Annotated in this window: 25 protein-coding genes; 9 read left to right on the top strand and 16 right to left on the bottom strand. The window is 39.8% G+C overall.

The window, feature by feature from the left end; translation table 11 throughout:
• Positions 1-22: 22 nt before the first annotated feature.
• The 5 genes from FY048_RS10800 to FY048_RS10780 form a co-directional block, all read right to left on the bottom strand.
• Complete coding sequence (locus FY048_RS10800) at positions 23-427, bottom strand: ExbD/TolR family protein (protein ID WP_446091111.1); 405 nt, start codon at positions 425-427, stop codon at positions 23-25.
• Complete coding sequence (locus FY048_RS10795; RefSeq protein ID WP_042894723.1) at positions 427-1047, bottom strand: MotA/TolQ/ExbB proton channel family protein; 621 nt, start codon at positions 1045-1047, stop codon at positions 427-429. The genes FY048_RS10800 and FY048_RS10795 overlap by 1 nt, the downstream gene beginning before the upstream one ends.
• A 43-nt stretch (positions 1048-1090) precedes the next feature.
• The gene (locus FY048_RS10790) at positions 1091-1846 is read right to left on the bottom strand and encodes a TonB family protein (protein WP_424614153.1); all 756 of its coding nucleotides are present in this window, start codon (positions 1844-1846) and stop codon (positions 1091-1093) included.
• A 381-nt stretch (positions 1847-2227) separates the two neighbouring features.
• A complete protein-coding gene (gene purU, locus FY048_RS10785; RefSeq protein WP_016139339.1) occupies positions 2228-3091 on the bottom strand; it encodes a formyltetrahydrofolate deformylase in 864 nt (287 codons plus the stop codon).
• A 75-nt stretch (positions 3092-3166) separates the two neighbouring features.
• Positions 3167-3859: a TetR/AcrR family transcriptional regulator gene (locus tag FY048_RS10780; protein WP_005302132.1), complete on the bottom strand. Its 693-nt coding sequence runs from the start codon at positions 3857-3859 to the stop codon at positions 3167-3169.
• Positions 3860-3971: 112 nt separating this feature from the next.
• On the opposite strand from FY048_RS10780, the gene FY048_RS10775 reads away from it, so the two are divergent.
• The 4 genes from FY048_RS10775 to FY048_RS10760 all read left to right on the top strand — a co-directional run bounded on the left by FY048_RS10775 (position 3972) and on the right by FY048_RS10760 (position 7853).
• On the top strand, positions 3972-5420 hold the full coding sequence (locus FY048_RS10775) for a coniferyl aldehyde dehydrogenase (protein ID WP_016139340.1): 1449 nt from the start codon (positions 3972-3974) through the stop codon (positions 5418-5420).
• Between the two features lie 167 nt (positions 5421-5587).
• A complete protein-coding gene (gene rpmB, locus FY048_RS10770; RefSeq protein ID WP_000048256.1) occupies positions 5588-5824 on the top strand; it encodes a 50S ribosomal protein L28 in 237 nt (78 codons plus the stop codon).
• Positions 5825-5836: 12 nt separating this feature from the next.
• Positions 5837-5992, top strand: coding sequence for a 50S ribosomal protein L33 (gene rpmG, locus FY048_RS10765; protein WP_003654787.1), 156 nt, complete (start codon positions 5837-5839; stop codon positions 5990-5992).
• Between the two features lie 151 nt (positions 5993-6143).
• Complete coding sequence (locus FY048_RS10760; RefSeq protein ID WP_446091110.1) at positions 6144-7853, top strand: cation:proton antiporter; 1710 nt, start codon at positions 6144-6146, stop codon at positions 7851-7853.
• Between the two features lie 34 nt (positions 7854-7887).
• Here the strand turns inward: FY048_RS10760 and FY048_RS10755 are convergent, their stop codons facing one another.
• The 10 genes from FY048_RS10755 to FY048_RS10710 form a co-directional block, all read right to left on the bottom strand.
• Positions 7888-8166 carry a hypothetical protein gene (locus FY048_RS10755; RefSeq protein WP_002114792.1) on the bottom strand — a complete coding sequence of 93 codons (279 nt, stop codon included), beginning with the start codon at positions 8164-8166 and terminating at the stop codon, positions 7888-7890.
• A 112-nt stretch (positions 8167-8278) separates the two neighbouring features.
• Entirely contained in the window at positions 8279-8782 is a 504-nt protein-coding gene (locus tag FY048_RS10750) for a DUF6586 family protein (protein WP_004794811.1), read from the bottom strand.
• 81 nt (positions 8783-8863) lie between these two features.
• Positions 8864-9226: an ASCH domain-containing protein gene (locus FY048_RS10745; protein ID WP_446091109.1), complete on the bottom strand. Its 363-nt coding sequence runs from the start codon at positions 9224-9226 to the stop codon at positions 8864-8866.
• A gap of 9 nt (positions 9227-9235) precedes the next feature.
• Positions 9236-9475, bottom strand: a complete 240-nt coding sequence (locus tag FY048_RS10740; protein WP_003654760.1) for an RNA recognition motif domain-containing protein — start codon at positions 9473-9475, stop codon at positions 9236-9238.
• A gap of 72 nt (positions 9476-9547) precedes the next feature.
• A complete protein-coding gene (locus FY048_RS10735; RefSeq protein WP_446091108.1) occupies positions 9548-11527 on the bottom strand; it encodes an ATP-dependent helicase in 1980 nt (659 codons plus the stop codon).
• Positions 11528-11641: 114 nt separating this feature from the next.
• A complete protein-coding gene (locus tag FY048_RS10730; protein ID WP_446091184.1) occupies positions 11642-12214 on the bottom strand; it encodes an HdeD family acid-resistance protein in 573 nt (190 codons plus the stop codon).
• 135 nt (positions 12215-12349) lie between these two features.
• Positions 12350-13108, bottom strand: coding sequence for a hypothetical protein (locus FY048_RS10725; RefSeq protein WP_446091107.1), 759 nt, complete (start codon positions 13106-13108; stop codon positions 12350-12352).
• Between the two features lie 88 nt (positions 13109-13196).
• Positions 13197-15833 (bottom strand): type I DNA topoisomerase, encoded by a 2637-nt coding sequence (topA, locus tag FY048_RS10720; protein ID WP_446091106.1) that lies wholly within the window; start codon positions 15831-15833, stop codon positions 13197-13199.
• 35 nt (positions 15834-15868) lie between these two features.
• Positions 15869-16318, bottom strand: coding sequence for an ammonium transporter (locus FY048_RS10715; protein WP_446091105.1), 450 nt, complete (start codon positions 16316-16318; stop codon positions 15869-15871).
• A 148-nt stretch (positions 16319-16466) separates the two neighbouring features.
• Positions 16467-16844: a winged helix-turn-helix transcriptional regulator gene (locus tag FY048_RS10710; RefSeq protein ID WP_446091104.1), complete on the bottom strand. Its 378-nt coding sequence runs from the start codon at positions 16842-16844 to the stop codon at positions 16467-16469.
• Between the two features lie 99 nt (positions 16845-16943).
• Between FY048_RS10710 and FY048_RS10705 the strand changes: the two genes are divergently transcribed.
• On the top strand, positions 16944-17954 hold the full coding sequence (locus FY048_RS10705) for a zinc-binding alcohol dehydrogenase family protein (RefSeq protein ID WP_446091103.1): 1011 nt from the start codon (positions 16944-16946) through the stop codon (positions 17952-17954).
• Positions 17955-18009: 55 nt separating this feature from the next.
• On the opposite strand, the gene FY048_RS10700 is transcribed toward FY048_RS10705, so the two are convergent.
• Complete coding sequence (locus FY048_RS10700) at positions 18010-18255, bottom strand: SlyX family protein (protein WP_003654743.1); 246 nt, start codon at positions 18253-18255, stop codon at positions 18010-18012.
• Between the two features lie 32 nt (positions 18256-18287).
• Between FY048_RS10700 and FY048_RS10695 the strand changes: the two genes are divergently transcribed.
• From FY048_RS10695 to FY048_RS10680, 4 genes are all read left to right on the top strand, one after another.
• Positions 18288-20198: an ATP-binding cassette domain-containing protein gene (locus tag FY048_RS10695; protein ID WP_446091102.1), complete on the top strand. Its 1911-nt coding sequence runs from the start codon at positions 18288-18290 to the stop codon at positions 20196-20198.
• 234 nt (positions 20199-20432) lie between these two features.
• The gene (locus FY048_RS10690; RefSeq protein WP_016139353.1) at positions 20433-21065 is read left to right on the top strand and encodes a LysE family translocator; all 633 of its coding nucleotides are present in this window, start codon (positions 20433-20435) and stop codon (positions 21063-21065) included.
• 116 nt (positions 21066-21181) lie between these two features.
• Positions 21182-22117: an LpxL/LpxP family acyltransferase gene (locus tag FY048_RS10685; protein ID WP_446091101.1), complete on the top strand. Its 936-nt coding sequence runs from the start codon at positions 21182-21184 to the stop codon at positions 22115-22117.
• Positions 22118-22387: 270 nt separating this feature from the next.
• On the top strand, positions 22388-23488 hold the full coding sequence (locus FY048_RS10680) for a glycosyltransferase family 4 protein (RefSeq protein WP_446091100.1): 1101 nt from the start codon (positions 22388-22390) through the stop codon (positions 23486-23488).
• Positions 23489-23519 lie beyond the last annotated feature (31 nt).

The following is a 23519-nucleotide window of genomic DNA, read 5'->3' as shown; positions in this document are numbered from 1 at the left end:
TTTTTATTAGGTAAACTAAATTTTAGTTTTCACTGACAAAGGCAATATCGCTCAGTCCGGCTTCACTGGCGCGAGACATTACCTGTGCAACAGTATCGTACTTCGACTCTTTATCGGCACGAAGCTGAACTGTTGGTTTAACATCACCTTGACCTGCTTCTTGAAAACGTTTTTGAAGCTCATCAAGGCTAATTACTTGAGTATCCCAAGCCACTTCACCATTTGCATTAATACTAATCGTAATTGCTTTTGGTGGTGGATCAATAATTTCAGCAGTTGTTTTAGGAAGCGTTAATGGAATCGATGGGTTGGCAACTGTTGCTGTGACCAAAAAGATGATCATTAACACCAACATAACATCGATTAGCGGAATGAGGTTCATCTCATTTATGCCACTATCGTGGTCTTCACCCAATTGAAAAGCCATTAAGCTTGACCTCCAACATAACTTTGCTGTGCAGTTTTAACATCAGACTTTACAGTTGAGTCTTGCTGCAACATCGTGTCAATTAACAGGCTGTGCGCTTGATCTTGTAAATCATGAGCAAGACCACGGTTAGCACGTACACAGATGTTATAAGCCAATACCGCAGGAATCGCAACTGCAAGACCAAGACCCGTCATGATAAGCGCTTCACCTACTGGTGTAGCCACTTGAGCCAGACCTGCTTGTCCACTTTTACCTACTGCAACAAGTGCATGGAAAATACCCCATACCGTACCAAACAAACCAACGAATGGTGCAATTGAAGCAATTGTTCCTAAAACAGAAATACCTTTTTCAGCATTGACTTTTTCAGCAGAAATTTGACGAAGTAGAGCCTGTTCTGCAACCGCTTTACGCTGTTCAAAAGTCAAAGGTTGTAACTTTGCTTTTAGCGAAGTAATAGCCTGAGAAAGTTGAGCATAAGCTTGTTGCTTTAATTGGCGAGTCCCCATCAAACGTAAGATGAAAACTGTCCAGGTAGCAATCGACATTGCCAATAAGATGAAATACAGGGTTTTACTCACTGCATCTGCATGTTGCCAATAGATTGAAAAGTTCATATTGAACTCCTGATTAAGGTTAGCCGTTGGGACTCAAATTCATTTAAGGGGTTAAATCAAAAGGTTGCTCTGCTTTAATTGGGTAAGCAACCCCGTTTTCCATATAAGGTTTAAATTTCGCACCGCGAACAGCACGGACAACTTTGTCATCTAGACTTGAAATACCACTACTTCTGGTCACTCGCACATTAATAATCTTGCCTTTTTCATCGGCTTCAATCAGTACCATGATAGAGCGTGCTTCGCCTTGTAAATCTTTTGAAGAAACTGTTAATCGTGGTGAACGACTCCACTGTACACCCGAACCACCAATCGAAACTCGTTTTGGTGATGGATCTGGAGCGGGTTGAGCTTTAGGTGCTTCTTGTACCACTGGCTTTGGTTTTTCAACGACTTTTTCAGTAACAGTAGTCGTCGTTGTCACCACTTTGGTTTCAACTTTAGGTTCTGTCTTTACTGTTTGTTTTGGTGTTTCAGCCTTTTTCACCTGTTGAATCTTTTCCACTTTTTTCGGTGGTGTCACAGGTTTTTCAACAACTTTAACTTCTTTTACCTCTTTTTTAGGTTCCGGTTTTTTTGGCGGTTCCTTTGGTTTAGGAGGTAGTGGTTTTGGCTGATCTTGAATTTTTACGAAACGTACCTGTAAAGGTTTTTTATCGATTGGCTTTAATTCAGCAGGCTTAATATGGCTAACTGCCCATAAGACCCCGATATGACCAATTGCAACTGCAATTAGTGCTGTGATGACTTTCTTTTTCATCGGATTGGGAGCGTTTAAGGCTGCGGAAGATTGACTCATAAGAATCTAATTACCTAATGGATGATGATTTCAGATTTCTATTTATAGAAACGATTTCAAACATCGGATAGAACAATAAAGTGCCACAATAATAAATGAGAAGTGTTTTCATTTGCAACTATTTTTTGAGAAAAACATTTACTCTCTATCAGGGATTGTTACCAGTTGAGTATCTTTGCTTTAGTTTTCTCATAGTTACATGAATAGATATCCCCTGTTCACGATTTGTTTAGCCAAACTTAAAATAGTTAGACTAATTACACTATGAACAGATCTAATCCTACGATAAACCTACTTATTATTGATATGTTATATCATTTCAAATTAATTTTAAATATAAAAAAACACGCAAGAAGCGTGCTTTTTTATAATAAGTATTATTTAAAAAACAACAGTCTTATTACCATCAACAATAATACGATCTTCTAAATGCCACTTCACTGCACGAGCCAATACATTACGCTCTACATCTTCACCTAACTCACGTAATTGCTCAACATTATAATTATGGCTCACACGTTCAACGTCTTGTTCAATAATTGGGCCTTGGTCAAGGTCGGCAGTCACATAGTGAGCTGTCGCACCAATCAACTTCACACCTTTTTCATAAGCTTGCTTATACGGGTTAGCGCCCACAAAAGCTGGCAAGAAAGAATGGTGAATATTGATAATTTTCATTTCCCATTTCGCAACAAAATCTTCGCTTAAAATCTGCATGTAACGTGCAAGAACTAATAAATCATTACCTTGCATCATTTCATCAATTTGCGCATAAGCTTCAGCTTTATTGTCTTTAGTAACTTTAATTACAGAAAATGGAATACCGAAGTTTTCAACAGATTCACGTAAATCTTCATGATTTGAAATGACATGAGTAATTTCACAAGGTAACGAACCGCGTGCATGACGCCATAACAACTCAAGCAATGCATGGTCAACTTTAGAAACTAAAATACCAACTTTTTTAACATCGCCTACGAAAGCAAGACGCCATTGCATGCTATAACGCTCAGCAACGTTCGCAGCAAAAGTCTGAATTAAGGCATCTTTACGCGACTGTAAATGATCAAGTTCAAATTCAACACGCATGAAATAACGTCCGCCCTGAGCTTCCGTCGCATACTGATCAAGCGCGGTAATGTTTGCACCTTGATGATACAAAAAGCTCGATACCGCTTGTACGATCCCTGGCTTGTCTTCACAAGTAATCAGTAAACGGGCTGTATTGGCAGTGGTCATATTCATTTGGTTAATATCACTTAATTGAGATAAATGTTTTAATAGGCCGAGTATTCTAGCGCCCTAAATAAACAAGCACAACTATTCGTCTTTTAAGGATGATAAGCTAGCAAATAGATCTGAAGGGCCAAGAGATTCAAGCAACTGCTCATAAGTTGCTCGGCTTTCCCCCATAAGATAAGGGCCTTCAAGGAAAACCATTTGGCGTAATGCTTGCCAAACCCATTTTTCTTCTAAATGGTTATTGTCACTAATATGACCAGACATATACAAAAAGTTTGTCCAGTTTGTTAATACAATCCAGAGGTTAATAATGAGGGCTTCAATTTCCGAAGCCGTCATTTTCATAAGACCTGCATCTACAAAGGCTTGATAAATCTTTTGGCCCTGCTGCATCACCTGCCCCGCAAAACGCGGATAAATCTTTTTAAAGTCTTCGTTACTTTCAACTAAATGATAAACATCACGATGAATAAAACGGTAGCTCCATAACTGGCCGCTGAGCACTTGAAAATAGTTGATTTTATCATTGGTCGTTAATGGTCTATCGTCAGGTAAAGAAAGCACTTCCAAAGTCTCGGCCTGATATTGATACATTAATTCCTTAATGATTTCATGCTTGTTCCGAAAATGATAATACAAGTTTCCAGGACTGATACCTAACTCCGCAGCAATATGATTGGTTGTAACTGACCGTTCACCTCGCTCGTTAAAAAGCTGCAAACTGATTTGTAAAATCCGGTCTTTTGTCTTCAGAGCTTTAGGTTGAGACATTTTAATAACCTTTAATAATTCAAATGGTTAAGACTTGAACACATAAACTGACTTGACTATTTAGAGTATTTACTCTAAAAAATAAACATATCAATGTATTTGGTAAGTACCGATGAACAGTCAAACAAAAACAAATCCAGAGACTCAGCTTCCTTATGATGTTAAGCATTTACATGATTTGCTTGAACAACAAAAGCGTGCTTATTTACGTCATCCGGTACCCACTGCTAAAGAGCGTATTGATCGTTTAGCTCGTCTTAAAAGAGTCTTGGTAAAATATCAAGATCAGATTGCCGACGCAATTAACCTTGATTATGGCAATCGTGCAGTTATGGAAACAAAAATTGGTGAGTTACTCACCAGTTTGGAACAAATCAAATATTACAGTAAACATCTGACAGCGTGGATGAAACCTTCAAAGCGCCATATCAGTGTATTACATCAGCCAGCAAAAGGTTGGGTACAATACCAACCTATGGGTGTAATTGGTATTATTACACCATGGAATTACCCATTACTTCTTTCAGTTGGGCCATTAATTTGTGCACTGGCAGCGGGCAACCATGCCATGATCAAAATTTCGAGTGCCTCTCCTAACTTTGGGCGAGTTCTTGAAAGTGCATTAGCAGAAGCGTTCCCACAAGAATTAGTTGCTGTAGTAAATGGTGGGGGCGTTATTTCAGATGCATTTAGTCATTTGCCTTTTGACAAAATGATTTTCACAGGCTCAACTTCTGTTGGTAAAACAGTCATGGCAGCCGCAGCTCAAAATCTAGTTCCAGTGATTCTTGAATTAGGCGGAAAATCTCCTGCCCTTGTGCATGCATCTATGGATATGAAAGATGTAGCTCAGCGTATTGCTGTAGGTAAATTATGGAACGCGGGTCAAACGTGTGTTGCACCTGACCATATTTTCTTGCCACGCGGGAAAACTGCAGAATTCATCGAAAACTTTAAATTGATTGTGGCTGGCATGTATCCGCATTTCCGCAATAATCAAGATTACACGTCTATTATTAATGACAAGCAATACAACCGCATTCAGGGCTATCTTGAAAATGCTCGCGATCAAGGTGCTCGTATTATTGAAATTAATCCTCAAAATGAAATTTTAGATGATATCCGTAAAATTGCGCCGACTTTAGTTACAGGCGTAACGACTGCAATGGATATTATGCAAAATGAAATTTTTGGTCCTATCCTGCCAATTTTGGAATATGACCAAATAGAAGAAGTCGTCGAATTCATTAATAGTCGCCCGCGTCCTTTAGCGATGTATTATTTTGACTATGATCAGGCACGTGCTGACTATATTGCACAACATACCCACTCAGGACATTTCGGAATTAACATGGTGATTACCCATGTGGCTCAAGATGATTTACCGTTTGGGGGAATTGGTGCATCAGGTATGGGTAAATATCACGGACCAGAGGGCTTTTTTAGCCTTTCTCATGAACGTTCGGTGATGTCTAATCCAAAACTTTATAGCCTTAAATACATTCTTCCACCCTTCAATAAGCCCATTCATCGTTTCATTTCGAAAACCTTGTTACGCTAACTGATCAAGGCATGATCTGTTATACTAAATCATGCCTCGTTTTTACCAATTCCGCTTGTCTTTTAATCGTATTTTTGGTATAAAACGCCCCTTGAATGAATTCATCCGTTTACATTTAGTATGACTGGCCACAGATTTGCTGTTGGCTGAATCAATGGAGTTACACCATGTCTAAGGTTTGCCAAGTTACCGGCAAGCGTCCAGTCGTTGGTAACAACGTCTCACACGCCAACAACAAAACCAAGCGCCGGTTCGAGCCGAACCTGCACCACCACCGTTTCTGGTTAGAAAGCGAAAAACGTTTTGTACGTCTTCGTTTAACCACTAAAGGTATGCGTATTATTGACAAATTGGGTATCGAAAAGGTTGTTGCAGACCTTCGTGCTCAAGGTCAAAAGATCTAAGGAGTCTGAACAATGCGTGATAAGATTCGTCTCGTTTCTACAGCTGGTACAGGTTATTTCTATACCACGACTAAGAACAAACGTACTATGCCGGAAAAAATGGAAATCAAAAAATTTGATCCAAAAATCCGTCAACACGTGATTTTCAAAGAAGCTAAAATCAAATAATTTTAGCCTCGAAAAAAAACGACTTCACAATGAAGTCGTTTTTTTTTGCATTTTTTTTATAGCTCGCTTTTTTTTGTTAAACTTTCCACATATTTCGCCTTGGCATTTTTTATGCTTGTCTTTAGCCTAACTCACGTAAAAGGAGTTTTTAGTGCCGCATGACGTAGATTTAATTGTTTTACTTGCTGTTGGTTTCGGTGTTGCCCTCTTTTTTGGTTATCTTGCGGCCCGATTACGACTTCCCCCTCTTATCGGCTATTTAATTGCCGGAATTATTATTAGCCCAAATACACCGGGCATAGAAGCTGATATGCATCTTGCTAACCAGCTTGCAGAACTCGGGGTCATGTTCCTGATGTTTGGTGTAGGGATGCACTTTTCATTAAATGACTTGCTGCTGGTTCGTCGTATTGCTGTACCAGGCGCGATTTTACAAATTGCAGTCGCCACTCTGTTAGGCGTTGGCGTATCCCTGCTATGGGGATGGAGCTTTGGTTCTGCACTGGTTTTTGGCTTAAGCCTGTCGTGTGCGAGTACTGTTGTATTATTAAAAGCTTTAGGAGACCGAGGTCTTTTAGATTCAGTCAACGGCAAAATTGCTGTGGGTTGGCTGTTAGTCGAAGATTTAGTAATGGTACTTGTTTTAGTACTTCTTCCAGCTACAGCAGTTTTACTCGGCGGGAAAGCACCAGAAGGTGCAGATGGCAATATCTGGTTAACTCTTGGGCTCACGTTATTAAAAGTAATTGGCTTTATTGCCTTTATGCTGATTGTAGGTAAACGTGTTGTTCCTATTATTATGCAGTTTGTTGCTCGTTTAGGTTCAAGAGAGTTATTCACCCTTACTGTTGTTGCCGCTGCTGTTTCAATTGCCTACGGATCTTATGCCATTTTTGGGGTTTCAATGGCATTAGGGGCATTCTTTGCAGGAATGGTTGTTAAAGAATCAGACTTTAGCCACCGCGCAGAAGAAGAAACACTTCCACTCCGTGAAATTTTCTCAATTCTGTTTTTTGTTTCTGTGGGCATGCTGTTTGATCCACATATTCTGGTTGAACGTCCGCTCCATATTTTGGCCGTTATCGCAATTATTATGGTAGGTAAAACACTTGCTGCAATGGCTTTGGTTTTATTCTTTCGCTATCCACTTAATACAGCGCTTACAGTTGGTGCGAGTTTGGCCCAAATTGGTGAATTCTCATTTATTTTAGCCACTCTTGGTGTCTCATTAGGTTTATTAACTTTAGAAGCACAAAATCTGATTTTAGCTGGTGCTTTATTTTCAATAACGCTGAACTCTTTTATATTTTCAGCCATTGAGCCCGTACAACGCTGGATTCGTGAGCGCTCTCACCTAGCCCGACTTCTTGAACGTAGTGGTGACCCATTAGCCATGTTACCCGATGAAGTTGATCAGGCTTACTTACGCGATCAGGTTGTCATTATTGGATATGGCGGTGTGGGACGACGTATCACTGAAAATTTAATTAATGAAAATATTAAAGTCGTTATTGCCGAAGAGAATCGTGAAATCGTAGAAAAGCTACGTCAGTCGAATATTGCTGCTGTGAGTGGTGTTGCAACCGAACCAGGTGTTTTAATTCAAGCACACATCATGCATGCAAGACTCTTGGTGATCTCACCTATGGATATTTTAGATATTCATCGTATTGTGGCGATTGCTAAGCAATTAAACCCTCAAATTCAGGTGTTAATTTGCGCAGAAAGTAAAGAAGAAGCCGCAGTAATCAGAGATGAAAATATTGGTGAAGTGTTCTATGCCAAAGAGGAAATGGCAAAGAATATGAGCCATCATATATTAAATCAGATCGAGCTTGCCCATCAGTCAACTATTCATTAACCCTATAAAAAGCGTACTCAAGAGTACGCTTTTTTTAACTCAAGAATTTAGGCTGTTCATCTAGTACTTCAGCCTGCCATTCGTTTACCTGCTTTTCGAGCAGTCCAAACAGTGCAGCCTGAATCATATGCTGAGCAACAACTGGAGTTTGCTCACCCAAGATTGCTTTTACTTCATCGCTAAATTGAATTTTAACCAAGGGTTCATTCTCAGAACCTGCATTACGCAAGGCGAGTTCGCCACCTTCGAGTTGGACTAATTCCAAAACGGCTTCTTGATTTCCAAATAACTCTTTCAATTGCTGTATAGACATATATTTCCTCCATGTTTCAACATGGTGGCAAAGCACCCTTGCACTTTGCATCTCTTGTCTTATTTATATAGGCACACCCGGATTAAATTTCAAGCGTTCGGGCAGTTTAATTTTAGAACTCGACCATTTCATTACGAAAACCATCAATTAAATGGCTTAATTCGCGATGCCATTCACGCAAAATCTTAACATCTGGCAACCAAGATTGAGGACCTTGAGTCACTTTGATAATGAGATTAGAAGATGTTTCTTCTTCTGGGGTCGGCTCTTTAGGTTCTGGTGCATATTGACACATACGGTAAGCTCGTTTGAGCTCTGCAACAAAACCATCTTTCGCCAATTGTTGCAAAACGGACACTTCTGGAGAAACTTGTCCTTTTGCCGCCATATGTTCTTCAATAGATTTTAAAGTGGGTTGCAATTCATTTAAACGGTAATAACGTACGAGTTCTTGTAAGAAAGCTAACATTGCACCATGTAAATGAAAGACTGCTGCTTCACGGTAAGCTTGTATCTGCTGCACATGATCGGTCTGTTCTGCCTGTTGACACGCTAAGCGCGCAAAATAGAGCTTCTGATTGGTACGATCGGCATGATAACGAGCAACACGTGACATAAATAAACTTTCCTGTTCTAAAATCGCTATTGCAACAGCTATTCTTTAGCTTAACGACTCCACTAATAAAATCAACGTTATTTATGGTAAATCCAGCTCAACTTGATAAATTTTACGTTTAGCTAAAGTTTTTAATGGCTGCTTTATAGGACGAACATTGCTTAAAACCCAAGCAAAATACCCTTCGTCCCAAGCAGTTGCACATGCTTGCTCAATTTCATCATTTCGCCAAGCATGAATAGAGTCGACATCAACCAAAGCGACAGCAACTCCCTCTTCTTCATCAGTATCTTTAACCAAAAAATTTTGGTTCTCGACAATTAATAGATCTTTGATTGGCAGTTTTGTAGGTACCCATGAACGCACTTCAAGTGTTTTGATACCTTCAGCGATACGAGTACCATTTGGCGTTACAATCGAAAGAGCTAAAAACTGTCTTTTCACACTAAAGACTTACTCTTCAGCTGCTTTAACGCGAATTCCATTGCCTTTAACTTTAAGCAGGTTTAAGCCTTTAATTGCCTTAATTGCTTCACGTGGGTTAGGCATTTCAACAAAACCAAAACCTTTTGATTTACCTGTGTCTTTATCAGTAACAAGAACACACGTTTCAACTTTACCAAATGCTTTGAATAACTCTAAAATTTCAGTTTCACTCACAGCACGATCTAAATTACGAACTAATATCTTCATTTTCTAACCTTAATTGGCAATTAAAGGGAGCAGCCAATATATTTAAGTAATCACAGTGTCTTATACAGTAGTTTAATCCAGATCGATACCAAAACCTAAATTTACTGTAGGTGAACGGTTCCATTGCTTTTTAGCAAATGGCTGAGGTACTTGCCTATGAATCCTTGCCTGAACCAAATGTGCAGGAAGATCATTTAGGAAATAACTTTCGATTTTACGACCTTGTTCGTCATAATTGTCTTCTGACCATGTATTGAGGTTTTGCTTGGTCAAAATTAATTCATTTTCTGCACGTGTTAATGCAACATACAATACGCGGCGCTCTTCTTCGACATCATCAAAATCGCCCTGTGCTCTTGCATAAGGATATTGATTTGGTGATACATGAGGTACATAGCAGACTTTCTGTTCGGCACCTTTAGCGGAATGAATCGTAATTAACGTCACTAAATCTTGATCAGCCGCTTTCTCAATTTCAGAAACTGAAATAGGTTCAAGAACATATTCTTCGAGGAATTCACCTAAAGATGCATGTTTACGCGCAAGTTGCTTGACCAAATCAAAGTCTTTTAACCGGCGTGACCAATCTTTAGTTTTATAATTTTGCTCTAGCTGTTCACCTAAAGCATCGAGTGCCAAGCCAATGCTTGCTTCAACATGCTGCTGTAATACATCTAGCTGTTTTAAAATTAAAATCGCTTGCAAAGGAACTTTGCCATGACGTTCTAATCGGTTGCAGCGCTCCTCAACATCAGCAATTCCCATCAACTCTTGCGCGAGCTTACTTGCACCAACATCACCAATACCATCCCACAAGGTTAAAAAACGCATCCACGCCAAATCATCGTGAGGATTACTTACAATACGTAACAGGCTAAGCACATCTTTCACATGGGCAGACTCAAGAAGTTTTACACCACCAATAAAACGATAAGGTAGTTCAGCAGCAATGAAAGCCCCTTCCAGATATCGTGCACTATAGCCTGAACGCACCAAAATCATATGGTCGTGCCAGCTAGCACCTTGCTGATGTCGCGTTATTAAGTCCTGTGCAATCCAGTTTGCTTCTTCATATTCATTACCAAATAGGTGCAGCTGAGGCTTTTGCCCTTGCCCACGATGTGCTTGTAGCTGTTTTTGATAATCAATTGGGCTATGCGCCAACAACCAGTTTGATAAATCTAAGATTTCTTGAGTCGAACGATAATTTAAATCCAGTGTATGAATAACTGCGTCAGGTATCCGCTCTTTAAAAGAATGGATATTTTCAAAATCTGCACCTCGAAAACCATAAATCGACTGGGCATCATCGCCAACACAAAATAGCTTCACTTTGCCAATCAAGGGCTGTAATAAAGCCCATTGCAAAGGATTGGTATCTTGCATTTCATCAACTAGCAATGCCTGACAAAAACCTGCTACCCAATTCGTTAATGCTTCTGAATTTTGTAAATGGACAGCCACAATCGATAAAATATCGTCGTAATCTAAAAAATTACGCTCTCTTTTACGCTGCTCATAGGTCTTCATTAAATCTGCAATTTGAGTCTTATGCTCATATGCATCTGGAAGCTGTTTAATTAATGCCTCAGAAAGCTTTATTTGAGTATTTCTCGCATAAGAATATAAATCACACAGCTCTGCGGCTTTAGGTAAGACATTATCTTTATCTTTGCCTCTTAATAAACGAAACATAAGCGACTGATCATCACGATCAATAATACTAAATTGATTTAATCCAAAAGCTTGCGGATTACGGCGTAGCAAATACATACAAAAAGTATGAAAAGTTGAAGCTCGCAGACCCTTTGCCTGTGCTCCCACATGTTGTTCTACTCTCGCAACAATCTCACTCGCAGCACGTCGAGTAAACGTTAAAATCTGGATTTGGTTCGCTGGCAAGCCCTGATCAATTAAATAAGCTGCACGAGCAACAATAGTTTTAGTCTTGCCACAACCAGCGCCCGCCAAAACTAAACAGTTTTGCGCAGACGTAGTAGCTGCTTTTTTTTGCTGAGCATTTAGTTCATTAATTAATTTTGCAAGACTCATAACACATATCGCTAAAACACCAAGACATAGTTTAACAGACCCCGATAACAGATGGGTCTGCCCATCCTAAAAACAAAAAGAGCACTTAAAGTGCTCTTTGGTTAAATCTTATTTTTAAGATACTGTTTTTGAACTAGAAGGAAGATGTTTAATGGCAGAGGCCAAACCTAGAAAGTTAATTCCCTGAAATAAAATATCAATAGCAAGGAACATTCCTAATACCCAAAAAGGTGAATCTTTAGAAACTAAAATTAAAATACCTGTAGCGAGCGTTAATAACCCTGAAAACAGGGTCCAGCCCCACCCAGTAATTGGCTTAAGTAAAATTGCATTTATAGTACGTATAGCACCAGCAATGATCAGCGCTATAGACAATAGGCTTGTCAGCACTACTGCTGTAGTGACTGGAGTAGAAAACGCATAATAACCAGCCATTAAATAAAGCACACCAAAGATGGCCCACAACCATCGGCTTGCGCCTTTAAAAACACTCATAGCAGCGACGAGATGCAAAACACCGCAGACCATCATGAGTATTCCAAATAAAAAAACGACAGAAAAGGTCGCAAATGGTAATGAACTAAATAAAATCAGGCCAAAACCAATCAGCACAAAGCCCAATATCAAATACCATTTACGGTCAGCATGTAACTGATTACGTACTAAATCATTACCTACAGTTTTCATCATGGCTACTCTTATTATCAGGTATTAGAATTTCATCTACCTAATAATAGTGATGCACTTCACATTTTTTGTCTGTATAAAATCTGCATCGTTTCTTAACAATTGATGTGGATAAAGCAGTATTTATCCACAATTTTATTTCACCCAGCCAATTTCTCTGGCAGTAGGTAAACCTATTATTGTTTCTTGTAAACCATTCGGCATTGTACTGCTCTGCTCAGACAAAGGCGTTTGACCACCCATGATTTCGGCATCGGTTTGTGGATATAGAGGTACTTTTTCAGGTTGGGCATAACCTAAAGGGTAAATAGGTTGTCCTGTTTTTAAATCATATTTGTCCTGTGCCCCAAAGCCATGTAATAGCTCATGAACAATCACAACCTGATTTTGTGAAGCTTGTGTTTTGGTCGCAAATAAATTCACACTACCAATGCGACCTTTTTCTAAAGCAGTCGAATGGATCAGGACTTTTTGGTAATTCGGATCATAATAATTTAAGTAAAGTTTGAGTGATGCTCCACTGTCTTCGGGTTGTTTTTGTCGCCATGCATAGAAACGAAATTTTAAGCTCCACCAAATAACATGCAAGACATTGGCATTTTGAGGAACCTCAGGTGGTCGTTGCTGTAACGGCTGTCCCAAGCGAATTTCAAAGTTTCCTGATTGCCCGCGATAATGCTGTGACCACTCACTTAAATAATTTCTGATTGCCCAAAAATTTTCGTTTTTCAACTGATGAATATAGGCCTGTGTTATCTCTAAACCATCTGCATTAATAGGATGTAAAACAACGACAACTGGTCGATTCCAATCTTGATTTTGATCTCGCCATGCTTGAACAGCAACAATCAATAAAATAATTAATAAGCATAAAACCCGAATGTTTTTCCACATTCTTATTCCCCATAAAATTAAAATTTTCTTTTATTGTTTTAGAAATAAAAAATGCTAGCTGAGCTAGCATTTTTTATATTGGACTTGATTAGCCCTCAACCCATTTACCATCTTGATAAATTAGGCTCCATTTTGTTTGTTTACCTTCAGGGGTTTCTGAACCTACATATTGTGATTGATTCTTACGACTGAATTTCACAATTGTTGGATTACCTTCAGGGTCTACATCTGGCGCTTGTAAAATAAATTGATATTTTGGATCAAGCTGAGCTGCCACACTACGTAATTCTGCAACTTTTGGCGCACGTGTTTCACGAATTTTCGGGAATTTACTCGCTGCCAAGAATAAGCCCGCCGCACCATCACGCAATACAAAGAAGTCATCATGTTTCGCTGAACGTAAATGTTCCATTTTGATCGGTTCTACACGTGGAGGTGCAGGTTGACCACTTTTCAAGACTTTACGGGTATTGTCACAGCTTGTACAAGCGAAATACGGGCCAAAACGACCAGTCTTAAGCTGCATTTCACCATCACATTTATCACATGGGATCGTTGGCCCATCATAACCCTTAATCTTGAACTCACCTTCTTCAAGCTCAAAACCATCGCAGTCAGGGTTATTACCACATACATGAAGTTTACGACCACCATCAATCACATAGCTGTCCATGGCAGTGCCACATTTCTCACAACGATGCTTAGACATCAAGTCTGCAGTTTCAGCACCATCATCATCAGATAGCGCAGCTAAAGACTCAACAGGTGTTAAGTTCAACGTACCCTTACAACGTTCTTTCGGCGGCAAGTTATAGCCAGAACAACCTAAGAACACACCCGTTGTACCCGTACGAATCTGCATTGGACGTGAGCATTCAGGGCAATGTACTGCTGGTACTTCAACTGGTTGATTACGGCGCATTCCCTGCTCACCCTGAGCATTGGTTAGGCGTTTCTTAAAGTCACCATAGAAAGCGTCTAGTAACTCTTTCCAGTTACGCTCGCCTGTTGCGACCTTATCAAGCTGACCTTCGAGGTCTGCCGTAAACGCATAATTCATCAAGTTATTAAAACTTTCATCCAGACGATCCGTCACAATTTCACCCATTTTTTCGGCGAAAAGACGACGGTTTTCTAACTTAACGTAACCACGTTCCTGAATGGTAGAAATAATCGCAGCATAGGTCGAAGGACGGCCAATACTACGTTTTTCAAGCTCTTTAACTAAAGATGCTTCAGTAAAACGTGCAGGTGGTTTAGTAAAGTGTTGACTTGGATCTAACTTTTCTAACTTTAAGATTTCACCTACTTTAATAGCAGGTAAAATAATGTCGTCATCTGACTTATTCGCACCACGTACTTTAGTGAAACCTTCAAATACAAGCGTACGGCCTTTCGCCTTTAACTCAACATTCGCTGCTTCAACAATCAAAGTAGAAGATAAATATTCTGCTGGTGTCATTTGACACGCAACAAACTGACGCCAGATCAAATCATATAGACGCTGAGCATCACGCTCTACACCCGCAAGCTGATCACCTGTAAGCGCAACATTTGACGGACGAATCGCTTCATGGGCTTCTTGGGCACCCGCTTTGTTACCATAGCGGTTTGGCTTTGCTGGTATATATTTTTCACCATATTGGCTTTCAATATGCGCACGTACCATGCTTACCGCATCATCACTCAAGAAAGTTGAGTCAGTACGCATATAGGTAATAAAACCAGCTTCATATAAACGCTGAGCCAACATCATGGTTTTCTTAACAGAAAAGCCTAAACGTGTACTCGCAGCCTGTTGCAAAGTTGAAGTAATGTAAGGTGCGCTTGGATTAACCTTAGTTGGTTTATCTTCACGCTGTGCAACTTTATATTCAGCCCCTTTTAAAACATCTAATAAAGCATCAGTTTCAGCTTTATTTTTCAATTTAAGGGTTTTACCAGCCTGTCTAAATGCTTCAAGACGAATATCATCTTTTTTAGACTGAGTATCTGCAAAAACTTGCCAATATTCTTCTGGAATAAAAGCACGAATTTCACGTTCACGTTCTACAACCAGTTTTACTGCGACTGACTGCACACGTCCAGCTGATAAACCACGGGCAATTTTTTCCCAAAGTAATGGCGAAACCATAAAGCCCACAACACGGTCTAAGAAACGGCGTGCTTGCTGAGCATTCACACGATTTAGATCTAAGCGTGTTGGCTGTTTAAATGCTTCTTGAATGGCATTTTTGGTAATTTCGTTAAATACCACGCGGTGATAACGGCTGTCATCACCACCAATAACTTCTCTTAAGTGCCAAGCAATGGCTTCCCCTTCTCTATCCAAGTCCGTTGCGAGATAGATTGCATCAGCATCTTTGGCGAGTTTTTTGAGTTCAGCTACAACATTTTCTTTACCAGGCAGAACTTCGTAGTGAGCTTCCCAACCATGTTCAGGATCGACGCCCATACGATTAACTAAAGCCTGACTAGCTTTTTGTTCTTTTTCGGCTTCGGTGAGTTTAGTCCGGGCAGCCGGCTTTTTCTCTGTTGATTTACTGCCACCTGTTGGCAAGTCACGTACGTGACCTACAGAAGACTTTACAATGAATTGCGAACCCAAATATTTATTGATGGTTTTCGCTTTGGCAGGCGACTCCACAATCACTAAGGCACGTTTAGGTGCAGCAGGTGCAGTAGATGCTGTGCTTTGAGATGCAGAGCGCGAGGTATTCGCCATATAAAATGTTATTCCTATACCAATAAATTTAAAAATCAGGCTTTAGCTAAGGTCAACAGATAAGCCTTCATCTCATCTAATTGTGTTGCTCTTAGGTCTGATTCCTCATCCCAATAAAGCCCTACACAGTTTGCCTGCATATCAATAGCATAAATCCCTTTTAATGCAATGGGAGAATCATTAAATTTCTCATCACCCTGAATCACTTTTAATTTGCCGTCTACAACACGAGCACGCATTAAAGTTAAACGGGCATCAGGAATCAATACACTATAATAAGCAACCATGCTGGCACGTTTTTCAGTAGCCATTGGGACATGTGTCCATTCAGGTGCAACAATTACACGTGGATGCAACCCTATTTTGCGGGCTTTATCTCGCATAATACCAAGTGCCTTTTCACGTGGGCTCACTCTTAAACCAAAAATGGAGCCTAGTACGAAAAGAACAATGATAACGGTAACCCAAATTCCCATATTGTCCATAGCAAAACCTATTAATCTCTTTTATTAGAGTTGCATAAGCTGACCAGAAAACGCAAGTTACATCAGAAAAATAATGCCCGATAAGATCGCAAGACCCAAAATATCAGTATTTCACCGTGCAAATTGCAATGTTGTCACTCAAATATATTTAAGAGTTTTGACTATCATCAACAAGTGTCAACTTTCCAAATCGGTCGATATGGGCATCTCCCCAGAGTTTTAAAGCAAATAAAATCTGCTCAAGACTTTGCCCTAATTCGGTCAGGCAATATTCCACTTTAGGTGGAACCTGAGGGTAAACCTCCCGATGAATAATTCCGTCTTGCTCTAACTCACGTAACTGATTTGTCAGCATTCTTTGGGTAATGCTCGGAACACGCTTTCGAATTTCATTAAACCGTAAGGTGCCTTCATTAAATAAATGCCAAAGAATGACGCATTTCCACTTTCCGTCAATCAAACTAATGGCTGCCTCAACTGAACAACCCGGAGAGCAGTCAAAACTTGAATGTCGTAATTTTGCCATTTTACAGTATCCTTTTTGACACTATGAGCGTTATTTGTCTGTAGTCACCAAATTTAAGCTTACGTTATGATCAAACTCCTAACAAGAGGAATTATTCTTATGAAAGCTGTGGCATATCAGAAAGCAGGTCCCATTACATCGCCAGAGGCACTCGTTGATATTGAACTCGACACTCCCGTGGCAAAAGGCCATGATTTACTTGTTCGTGTTCAGGCGATTTCAGTTAATCCGGTAGATACAAAAATTCGTAACAACGTAAACCCGGAAAATAATCAATGGAAGACTCTTGGTTGGGATGCAGTAGGTGTCGTTGAATCAATTGGAGATCAAGTTTCTCAATTTAAAGTCGGAGATGAAGTCTGGTATGCAGGCGCACTCAATCGGCAAGGCAGCAATAGTGAATTACAGTTGGTTGATGAACGCATTGTGGGTCATAAACCAAAAACTTTAGAAACAACGGAAGCAGCTGCTCTTCCTTTAACTGCTATCACAGCGTGGGAAATGCTATTTGATCGGTTACAAGTGCCCAAAGTTACCCCAGAAAATACATCAATATTAGTGATTGGCGGAGCTGGTGGAGTAGGTTCAATCACAATCCAGCTACTCAAGCAGTTGACTAACCTCACGATTATTACGACAGCTTCACGAGCAGAAACTAAAGAATGGGTTAAGCAACTTGGTGCTGACTATGTATTAGATCATCGTCAACCTTTACCAGCACAAATCAAGCAATTAGGTTTAAATGCACCTTTATACGTGTTCTCGACCACTCAAACAGATCAGCATTTATCAGATATTGTAGAGTTAATTGCGCCGCAAGGTCATTTTGGATTAATTGATGATCCTGCACAGTTAGATATTAAGCCTTTTAAATCGAAGTCTGTATCGGTGCATTGGGAGTTTATGTTTACACGTTCAATGTTCCAGACTGAAGATATGGAAAAGCAAAGTGAACTATTAAATGAAGTCAGCAAACTGGTTGACGAAGGAAAAATCAAGACCACTGTTTCGCAAATTTTAAGCCCAATTAATGCTCAAAACCTAAAACTGGCTCACCAACAAATTGAAAGTGGTACGACAAAAGGGAAAATTGTATTGCATGGTTTTTAAGCAAAATTCATAAATACCCCCTAATAAAATGGCAAGTATCGAACTTGCCATTTTATTAATAGTGGGGAGGTTTATTGGTTAATGGATCAAAAGCAGCAATACCTTCTGATAAATCCGATGATTCCATACGTTGATAAAGAAATTGCATTTGTTTTTTTAAATCAGCTATTTCTTGAGTCTGAATAGCGAGTTGTTGATTTAATTCTTCAACTAAATCATCCAAAAATGTAATTCGCACTTGCAAATCTTCAATGGGTGCGGACAATGACGCTTGATCATCATGATATGGTGGTTTAGTCATTTAAATCCTCATTTGAGATTCTGGAAAACATTATGGCCTATATTACCCTAAGGGATGTCCAACTTGCTTTTGGCGGACCTGCCCTGCTCGATGGCGCGAACTTTAATCTAGAACGTGGCGAACGAGTCTGTTTAATTGGTCGTAATGGTGAAGGTAAGTCTACTTTACTTAAACTGATCGAGGGAAGCCTATTACCAGATTCTGGTGAAGTTTCCATTCAAAATGGTCTAACTGTTTCAATGTTAGCCCAAGACGTTCCAATGGACTCTGGCAAAGTAGCTGACATTGTGGCAGATGGTGCAGGTGAAGCTTCTGAAGTACTCAGAGCTTATCATGAAGCGACTGACGCTTGTATGTTAGGAGATATGGAAGCCTGTGACCGTATGGGTAACCTTCAGCATAAGCTAGACCAGCTAGATGGTTGGGCATTAGAAAATAAAGTAAATGCTCTTTTAAGTAAAATGGGACTTGATCCAAATGCAGACTTAGCAGACCTTTCTGGTGGACGTAAACGCCGTGTTTTGCTCGCACGCGCTCTTTTAACACAGCCAGACGTATTACTTCTAGACGAACCAACGAACCATTTAGATGTTGAAAGTATTGAATGGTTAGAGAAATTCTTACTCGATCAAAATAATTTAACGCTTCTTTTTATCTCGCATGACCGCTCATTTGTAGATAGCATTGCAACTCGAATTGTGGAACTCGATCGCGGAATTCTACGAGGCTATGAAGGCAATTATTCACGCTATTTAGAGCTCAAAGCTCAGCAAATGGAAGCAGAAGAAAAACAGAATGCTTTATTTGATAAAAAGTTAGCTGAAGAAGAAGCTTGGATTCGCCAAGGTATTAAAGCACGTCGTACGCGTAATGAAGGCCGTGTTCGTGCTTTAAAAGATTTACGTGAAGAATCGAAAGCACGCCGCTCACAACAAGGCAAAGTGAGTATGGCAACTCAAGATGCAAATCGTTCAGGTAAATTAGTATTTGATATCGAACATTTAAGCGTAGCTTACGATGACAATTTACTGATCAAAGATTTCTCTGCCCTTGTTATGCGTGGTGATCGAATTGGCTTGGTTGGTGATAACGGCGTTGGTAAAACTACGTTGATTAAAGCCATTTTAGGTGAACTCGAACATGGCGGTTCAGTTAAAACAGGTACACAGTTAGAAGTTGCCTATTTTGACCAGTTACGTAATGCCTTAGACCTTGAAAAAACAGTCATGGCAAACGTTTCAGAAGGTTCTGACTTCGTTGATGTGAATGGCAACCGTCGTCATATTTACAGCTATTTACAAGACTTCTTATTTTCACCTGAACGTGCTCGTACTCCGGTAAAAGCACTTTCTGGTGGTGAACGAAATCGTATCTTACTGGCTAAATTGCTGCTTAAACCATCAAATCTGATTGTAATGGATGAGCCAACCAATGACTTGGATATGGTGACTCTTGAGCTTCTAGAAGAAATGTTATCTGATTATAAAGGCACCTTGCTTCTCATCAGCCATGACCGTGCATTTATGGATAACGTAGTAACATCTACGTGGGTCTTTGATGGTAAAGGTAATATTGCTGAGTACATCGGTGGCTACCAAGACTATTTGCAGCAACGTCCAGATGACAAAGTAGTCGATCAGAAATCTGACGTTAAAAAAGCTCAGGCAAAAGCTGAAGCAGACAAAGCTGCTGCTCAAAGTACCGTTAAAAAAGTCAAACTGAGTTATAAAGATCAGCGTGAACTTGAACAATTACCTGCTGAAATTGAGAACTTAGAAAAGGAGCAAGCTGAACTTTCTGAGAAACTTGCAGATGGTTCATGGTTTGTTAAAGATGCTGATGCAGCAACAAAAGCAAGCCAACGTCTTACAGAAATTGACGAGTTATTACTTGAAAAATTGGAACGTTGGGACGTGCTTGAACAAATGAGCAAAGGAAACTAAATAGTTTTACTTTCCTAAAAAGAACCTAAAAAAAGAGCCTTCTTAAATTAAGTGGGCTCTTTTTTATATTATTAATCTAAGCTTTTAAAAACTTAAAGCTTATAGATCACATTCATATAATGGATTATATCTTCGCTATTTTTAGTGTTTTAAAATAGCCTTGTACTTGAATATAAGACTTATAAAAATAATTATGTTATACCTAACAGCATAATAATATTGGAGTGTTTTCGCATGCTGGAGCTTTCTCAAATTTTGGCATTTGGACTAATTTGTTTGGCGATGGTACTCACTCCAGGTCCCAATATGATTTACCTTATTTCCCGTTCGATTAGTCAGGGCAAAATCGCAGGATTCATTTCGTTGGCCGGCGTCGCTGTTGGTTTTGTATTTTACATGCTATGCGCTTCTTTCGGGATCACAGCACTTGTTGTCGCCGTTCCTTTTGCTTATGACACCATTCGTATTGCTGGTGCAATTTATCTACTCTGGCTTGCATGGAAAGCATTACGTCCAAATGCAGCCCCTATTTTTAATGTAAAAGATTTATCAGTAGACTCCCCAGCTAAACTATTTTTAATGGGTTTTGCGACCAACTTGCTTAATCCAAAAATTGCCATTATGTATTTATCTTTACTGCCACAGTTTATTCATCCACAACAAGGCAGTATTTTAGCGCAGTCTATTCAACTCGGGACAATACAAATTTTTGTTAGTGTTTCAGTAAATGCACTTATTGTGTTTTCTGCAGGTAGTATTGCCCTTTTTCTACAACAAAAACCTCTTTGGGCAAATATACAACGCTGGCTCATGGGAACTGTATTGGCCGGACTCGCTGTTAAAATTCTCTTAGAAAATCGCCGATAATTTATCCTGCTTATTTCAAGCCCTCTTAACACTCAATTGAATAGTGTATTACGACGATAAATTCAGTTCGTGATACACTTTTGCCAGTTTTAACTTTTTGAAATCTTTATATCGTTATGAGCCAAAAGCAGCCTTATACGCCCGGTGAATTTCAATGGTCCTTTTTATTGCCTAAATATTGGGGTGTTTGGATTGCTATTGTCTTTTTAATGCTTTTGGCTATTTTGCCATGGGCTATACAATGGCGTCTGGCACATGGCGTAGCGCATCTGGCTTGGAAATATCTAAAATCACGCCGTAAAACTACTATTCGTAATTTAGAAGTCTGCTTTCCTGAATGGTCTGCCGACAAGGCTCAACAACAAGCTCAACAAGTTTTCGTCGATATGATGCTTGGGGTGTTTGAAACCTTAAATGCATGGTACAGCCCACGCTGGTTTAAAAACCGCGTCACGATTGAAGGTTTAGAACACATTACCAATGCCCAAGCTCAGGGCAAAGGTGTTTTATTACTGGGGACTCATAGTACACTTCTTGATGCAGGCGGGTATGTTTGTGCTCAATATTTTGAACCCGATGTTGTCTATCGACCTCAAAATAACCCATTGCTCGATATGCTGATTTATCGTTGCCGTGGCACGATTTATAAAGCACAAATCGATCATGATGATATGCGTGGTTTAATTCGTCACCTTAAAGATGGCGATGCTATTTGGTATAGCCCAGATCAAGACTTTGGACTCAAACAAGGTGTTATGGCACCGTTTTTTGGTGTACCTGCTGCCACAGTAACTGCACATCGCCGCTTATTAAAAATCTCAAAAGCAGTGGCTGTGCCTTTATATTTCTACCGCCATGGAGATATCAAGAACCCCAAATATCATGTTCTGATTGAACCTGCGGTCGACAATATGCCAAGTGAAGATGAAGTCGATGATGCAACACGTGTTAATAAAATTATTGAAAATCAACTTCGCATCGCACCGACTCAATATATGTGGTTTCACCGTCGCTTTAAAACACGTCCTGAAGGATATGAAGAAATCTATTAAAATAAAGCTGTAATAATTTTAAATTGATAGTAGGCACTGCCTCAATTTAAAGTGAAATTCAAATACTATCGAATAGGCAGACCTTACTTTTTAGGGATAAAAAGTAAGCAAAAATCCTTTGTTTCGCTAATGTTACTTCCTTGTAACACAGCGAAACAGCGACATCCATGTCGCTATCACGATAGTAAATTCCAGATATAGATTTATTATTTGAGATGACGATGTATCTATGAATCATCCATCTTCTATGAACGTATAAGGCAAAAAATAATGAAAGTGATGCAACTTCTCCCAGAACTCAACAGCGGTGGCGTAGAACGCGGCACACTAGAAATTGCACGTGCGCTGGTTGCACAAGGCCATCAATCACTAGTTGTTTCAAACGGCGGACGCTTAGTCTCACAGCTCGAAGCTGAAGGTTCTACTCACTTAACGCTGCCAATTCATAAAAAGTCTCTTTCAAGCTTGTGGCAAATCCGCCCTTTACGCCAGCTGATTGAACAGCATCAACCAGATATTGTTCATGTACGCTCGCGTGTACCTGCTTGGCTGACTCACTTTGCTTTAAGAAAAATACCTGCGAACAAACGCCCTCACCTCATTAGCACGGTACATGGCTTTTATTCAGTTAATCGTTATAGTGCGATTATGACTCAGGCCGAGAAAGTAATTGCTGTTTCTGATAGCGTAGTTAAGTACATTACTGATCATTATCAAAACTGCCCTCCCCAAGATATTGTTCGGATTTATCGTGGAATTGATCCAGCCGCGTTTCCACATAACTACCAACCATCAGCACAATGGCTTAATCAGGTTTTTAATGACTTTCCAGAGCTTGAAAATAAGTTTTTACTTTGCTTGCCTGGCCGTATTACACGTTTAAAGGGTCATGAAAGCTTAATTGAACTGATGCAACAGCTTCAGTCACAATATCCTCAGCTACATGCTGTGGTTGTTGGCGGTGCCGATGCAAAAAAACAGGCCTATTTAAGCGAATTGCAAAGTACCATTCAAAACAAAGGACTCGCAGATAAAATTACCTTCGTAGGGCATCGCTCAGATATACGTGAATGGCTCGCTTTTAGCGATATTGTGCTCTCTCTATCCAATCAGGCAGAAACATTTGGTAGAACAGCCTTAGAAGCGCTTTCAGTAGGTACGCCAGTCGTTGGCTGGAACCGTGGAGGCGTGGCCGAGATTTTATCGAATGTCTATCCACAAGGTCTTGTTGAAGTAGGAAATGAAAAGGCTTTACTGGAAACAGTGAAAAAGCATATTGAACAGCCTCAAGTCGTTGCCCCTGTCACCATGTTTAGCTTAAAAGACATGTGCGATCAGACACTGGCACTATATGAGTCTGTACTGAAATAACCCCATAAAAAAACCCGCGATCAACGCGGGT

This window comes from Acinetobacter sp. 1124_18A (assembly GCF_052824995.1).
The sequence above is the reverse complement of the archived record's forward strand: the minus strand, read 5'-3'. Positions and strand labels throughout refer to the sequence as shown.

What these genes read in the sequence shown, in the direction of transcription:
- FY048_RS10800 (WP_446091111.1), bottom strand. Translation starts at nt 427, where the DNA reads ATGGCTTTTCAATTGGGTGAAGACCACGATAGTGGCATAAATGAGATG.
- FY048_RS10795 (WP_042894723.1), bottom strand. Translation starts at nt 1,047, where the DNA reads ATGAACTTTTCAATCTATTGGCAACATGCAGATGCAGTGAGTAAAACC.
- FY048_RS10790 (WP_424614153.1), bottom strand. Translation starts at nt 1,846, where the DNA reads ATGAGTCAATCTTCCGCAGCCTTAAACGCTCCCAATCCGATGAAAAAG.
- purU (WP_016139339.1), bottom strand. Translation starts at nt 3,091, where the DNA reads ATGAATATGACCACTGCCAATACAGCCCGTTTACTGATTACTTGTGAA.
- FY048_RS10780 (WP_005302132.1), bottom strand. Translation starts at nt 3,859, where the DNA reads ATGTCTCAACCTAAAGCTCTGAAGACAAAAGACCGGATTTTACAAATC.
- FY048_RS10775 (WP_016139340.1), top strand. Translation starts at nt 3,972, where the DNA reads ATGAACAGTCAAACAAAAACAAATCCAGAGACTCAGCTTCCTTATGAT.
- rpmB (WP_000048256.1), top strand. Translation starts at nt 5,588, where the DNA reads ATGTCTAAGGTTTGCCAAGTTACCGGCAAGCGTCCAGTCGTTGGTAAC.
- rpmG (WP_003654787.1), top strand. Translation starts at nt 5,837, where the DNA reads ATGCGTGATAAGATTCGTCTCGTTTCTACAGCTGGTACAGGTTATTTC.
- FY048_RS10755 (WP_002114792.1), bottom strand. Translation starts at nt 8,166, where the DNA reads ATGTCTATACAGCAATTGAAAGAGTTATTTGGAAATCAAGAAGCCGTT.
- FY048_RS10750 (WP_004794811.1), bottom strand. Translation starts at nt 8,782, where the DNA reads ATGTCACGTGTTGCTCGTTATCATGCCGATCGTACCAATCAGAAGCTC.
- FY048_RS10740 (WP_003654760.1), bottom strand. Translation starts at nt 9,475, where the DNA reads ATGAAGATATTAGTTCGTAATTTAGATCGTGCTGTGAGTGAAACTGAA.
- FY048_RS10735 (WP_446091108.1), bottom strand. Translation starts at nt 11,527, where the DNA reads ATGAGTCTTGCAAAATTAATTAATGAACTAAATGCTCAGCAAAAAAAA.
- FY048_RS10730 (WP_446091184.1), bottom strand. Translation starts at nt 12,214, where the DNA reads ATGAAAACTGTAGGTAATGATTTAGTACGTAATCAGTTACATGCTGAC.
- FY048_RS10725 (WP_446091107.1), bottom strand. Translation starts at nt 13,108, where the DNA reads ATGTGGAAAAACATTCGGGTTTTATGCTTATTAATTATTTTATTGATT.
- topA (WP_446091106.1), bottom strand. Translation starts at nt 15,833, where the DNA reads ATGGCGAATACCTCGCGCTCTGCATCTCAAAGCACAGCATCTACTGCA.
- FY048_RS10715 (WP_446091105.1), bottom strand. Translation starts at nt 16,318, where the DNA reads ATGGACAATATGGGAATTTGGGTTACCGTTATCATTGTTCTTTTCGTA.
- FY048_RS10710 (WP_446091104.1), bottom strand. Translation starts at nt 16,844, where the DNA reads ATGGCAAAATTACGACATTCAAGTTTTGACTGCTCTCCGGGTTGTTCA.
- FY048_RS10705 (WP_446091103.1), top strand. Translation starts at nt 16,944, where the DNA reads ATGAAAGCTGTGGCATATCAGAAAGCAGGTCCCATTACATCGCCAGAG.
- FY048_RS10700 (WP_003654743.1), bottom strand. Translation starts at nt 18,255, where the DNA reads ATGACTAAACCACCATATCATGATGATCAAGCGTCATTGTCCGCACCC.
- FY048_RS10695 (WP_446091102.1), top strand. Translation starts at nt 18,288, where the DNA reads ATGGCCTATATTACCCTAAGGGATGTCCAACTTGCTTTTGGCGGACCT.
- FY048_RS10690 (WP_016139353.1), top strand. Translation starts at nt 20,433, where the DNA reads ATGCTGGAGCTTTCTCAAATTTTGGCATTTGGACTAATTTGTTTGGCG.
- FY048_RS10685 (WP_446091101.1), top strand. Translation starts at nt 21,182, where the DNA reads ATGAGCCAAAAGCAGCCTTATACGCCCGGTGAATTTCAATGGTCCTTT.
- FY048_RS10680 (WP_446091100.1), top strand. Translation starts at nt 22,388, where the DNA reads ATGAAAGTGATGCAACTTCTCCCAGAACTCAACAGCGGTGGCGTAGAA.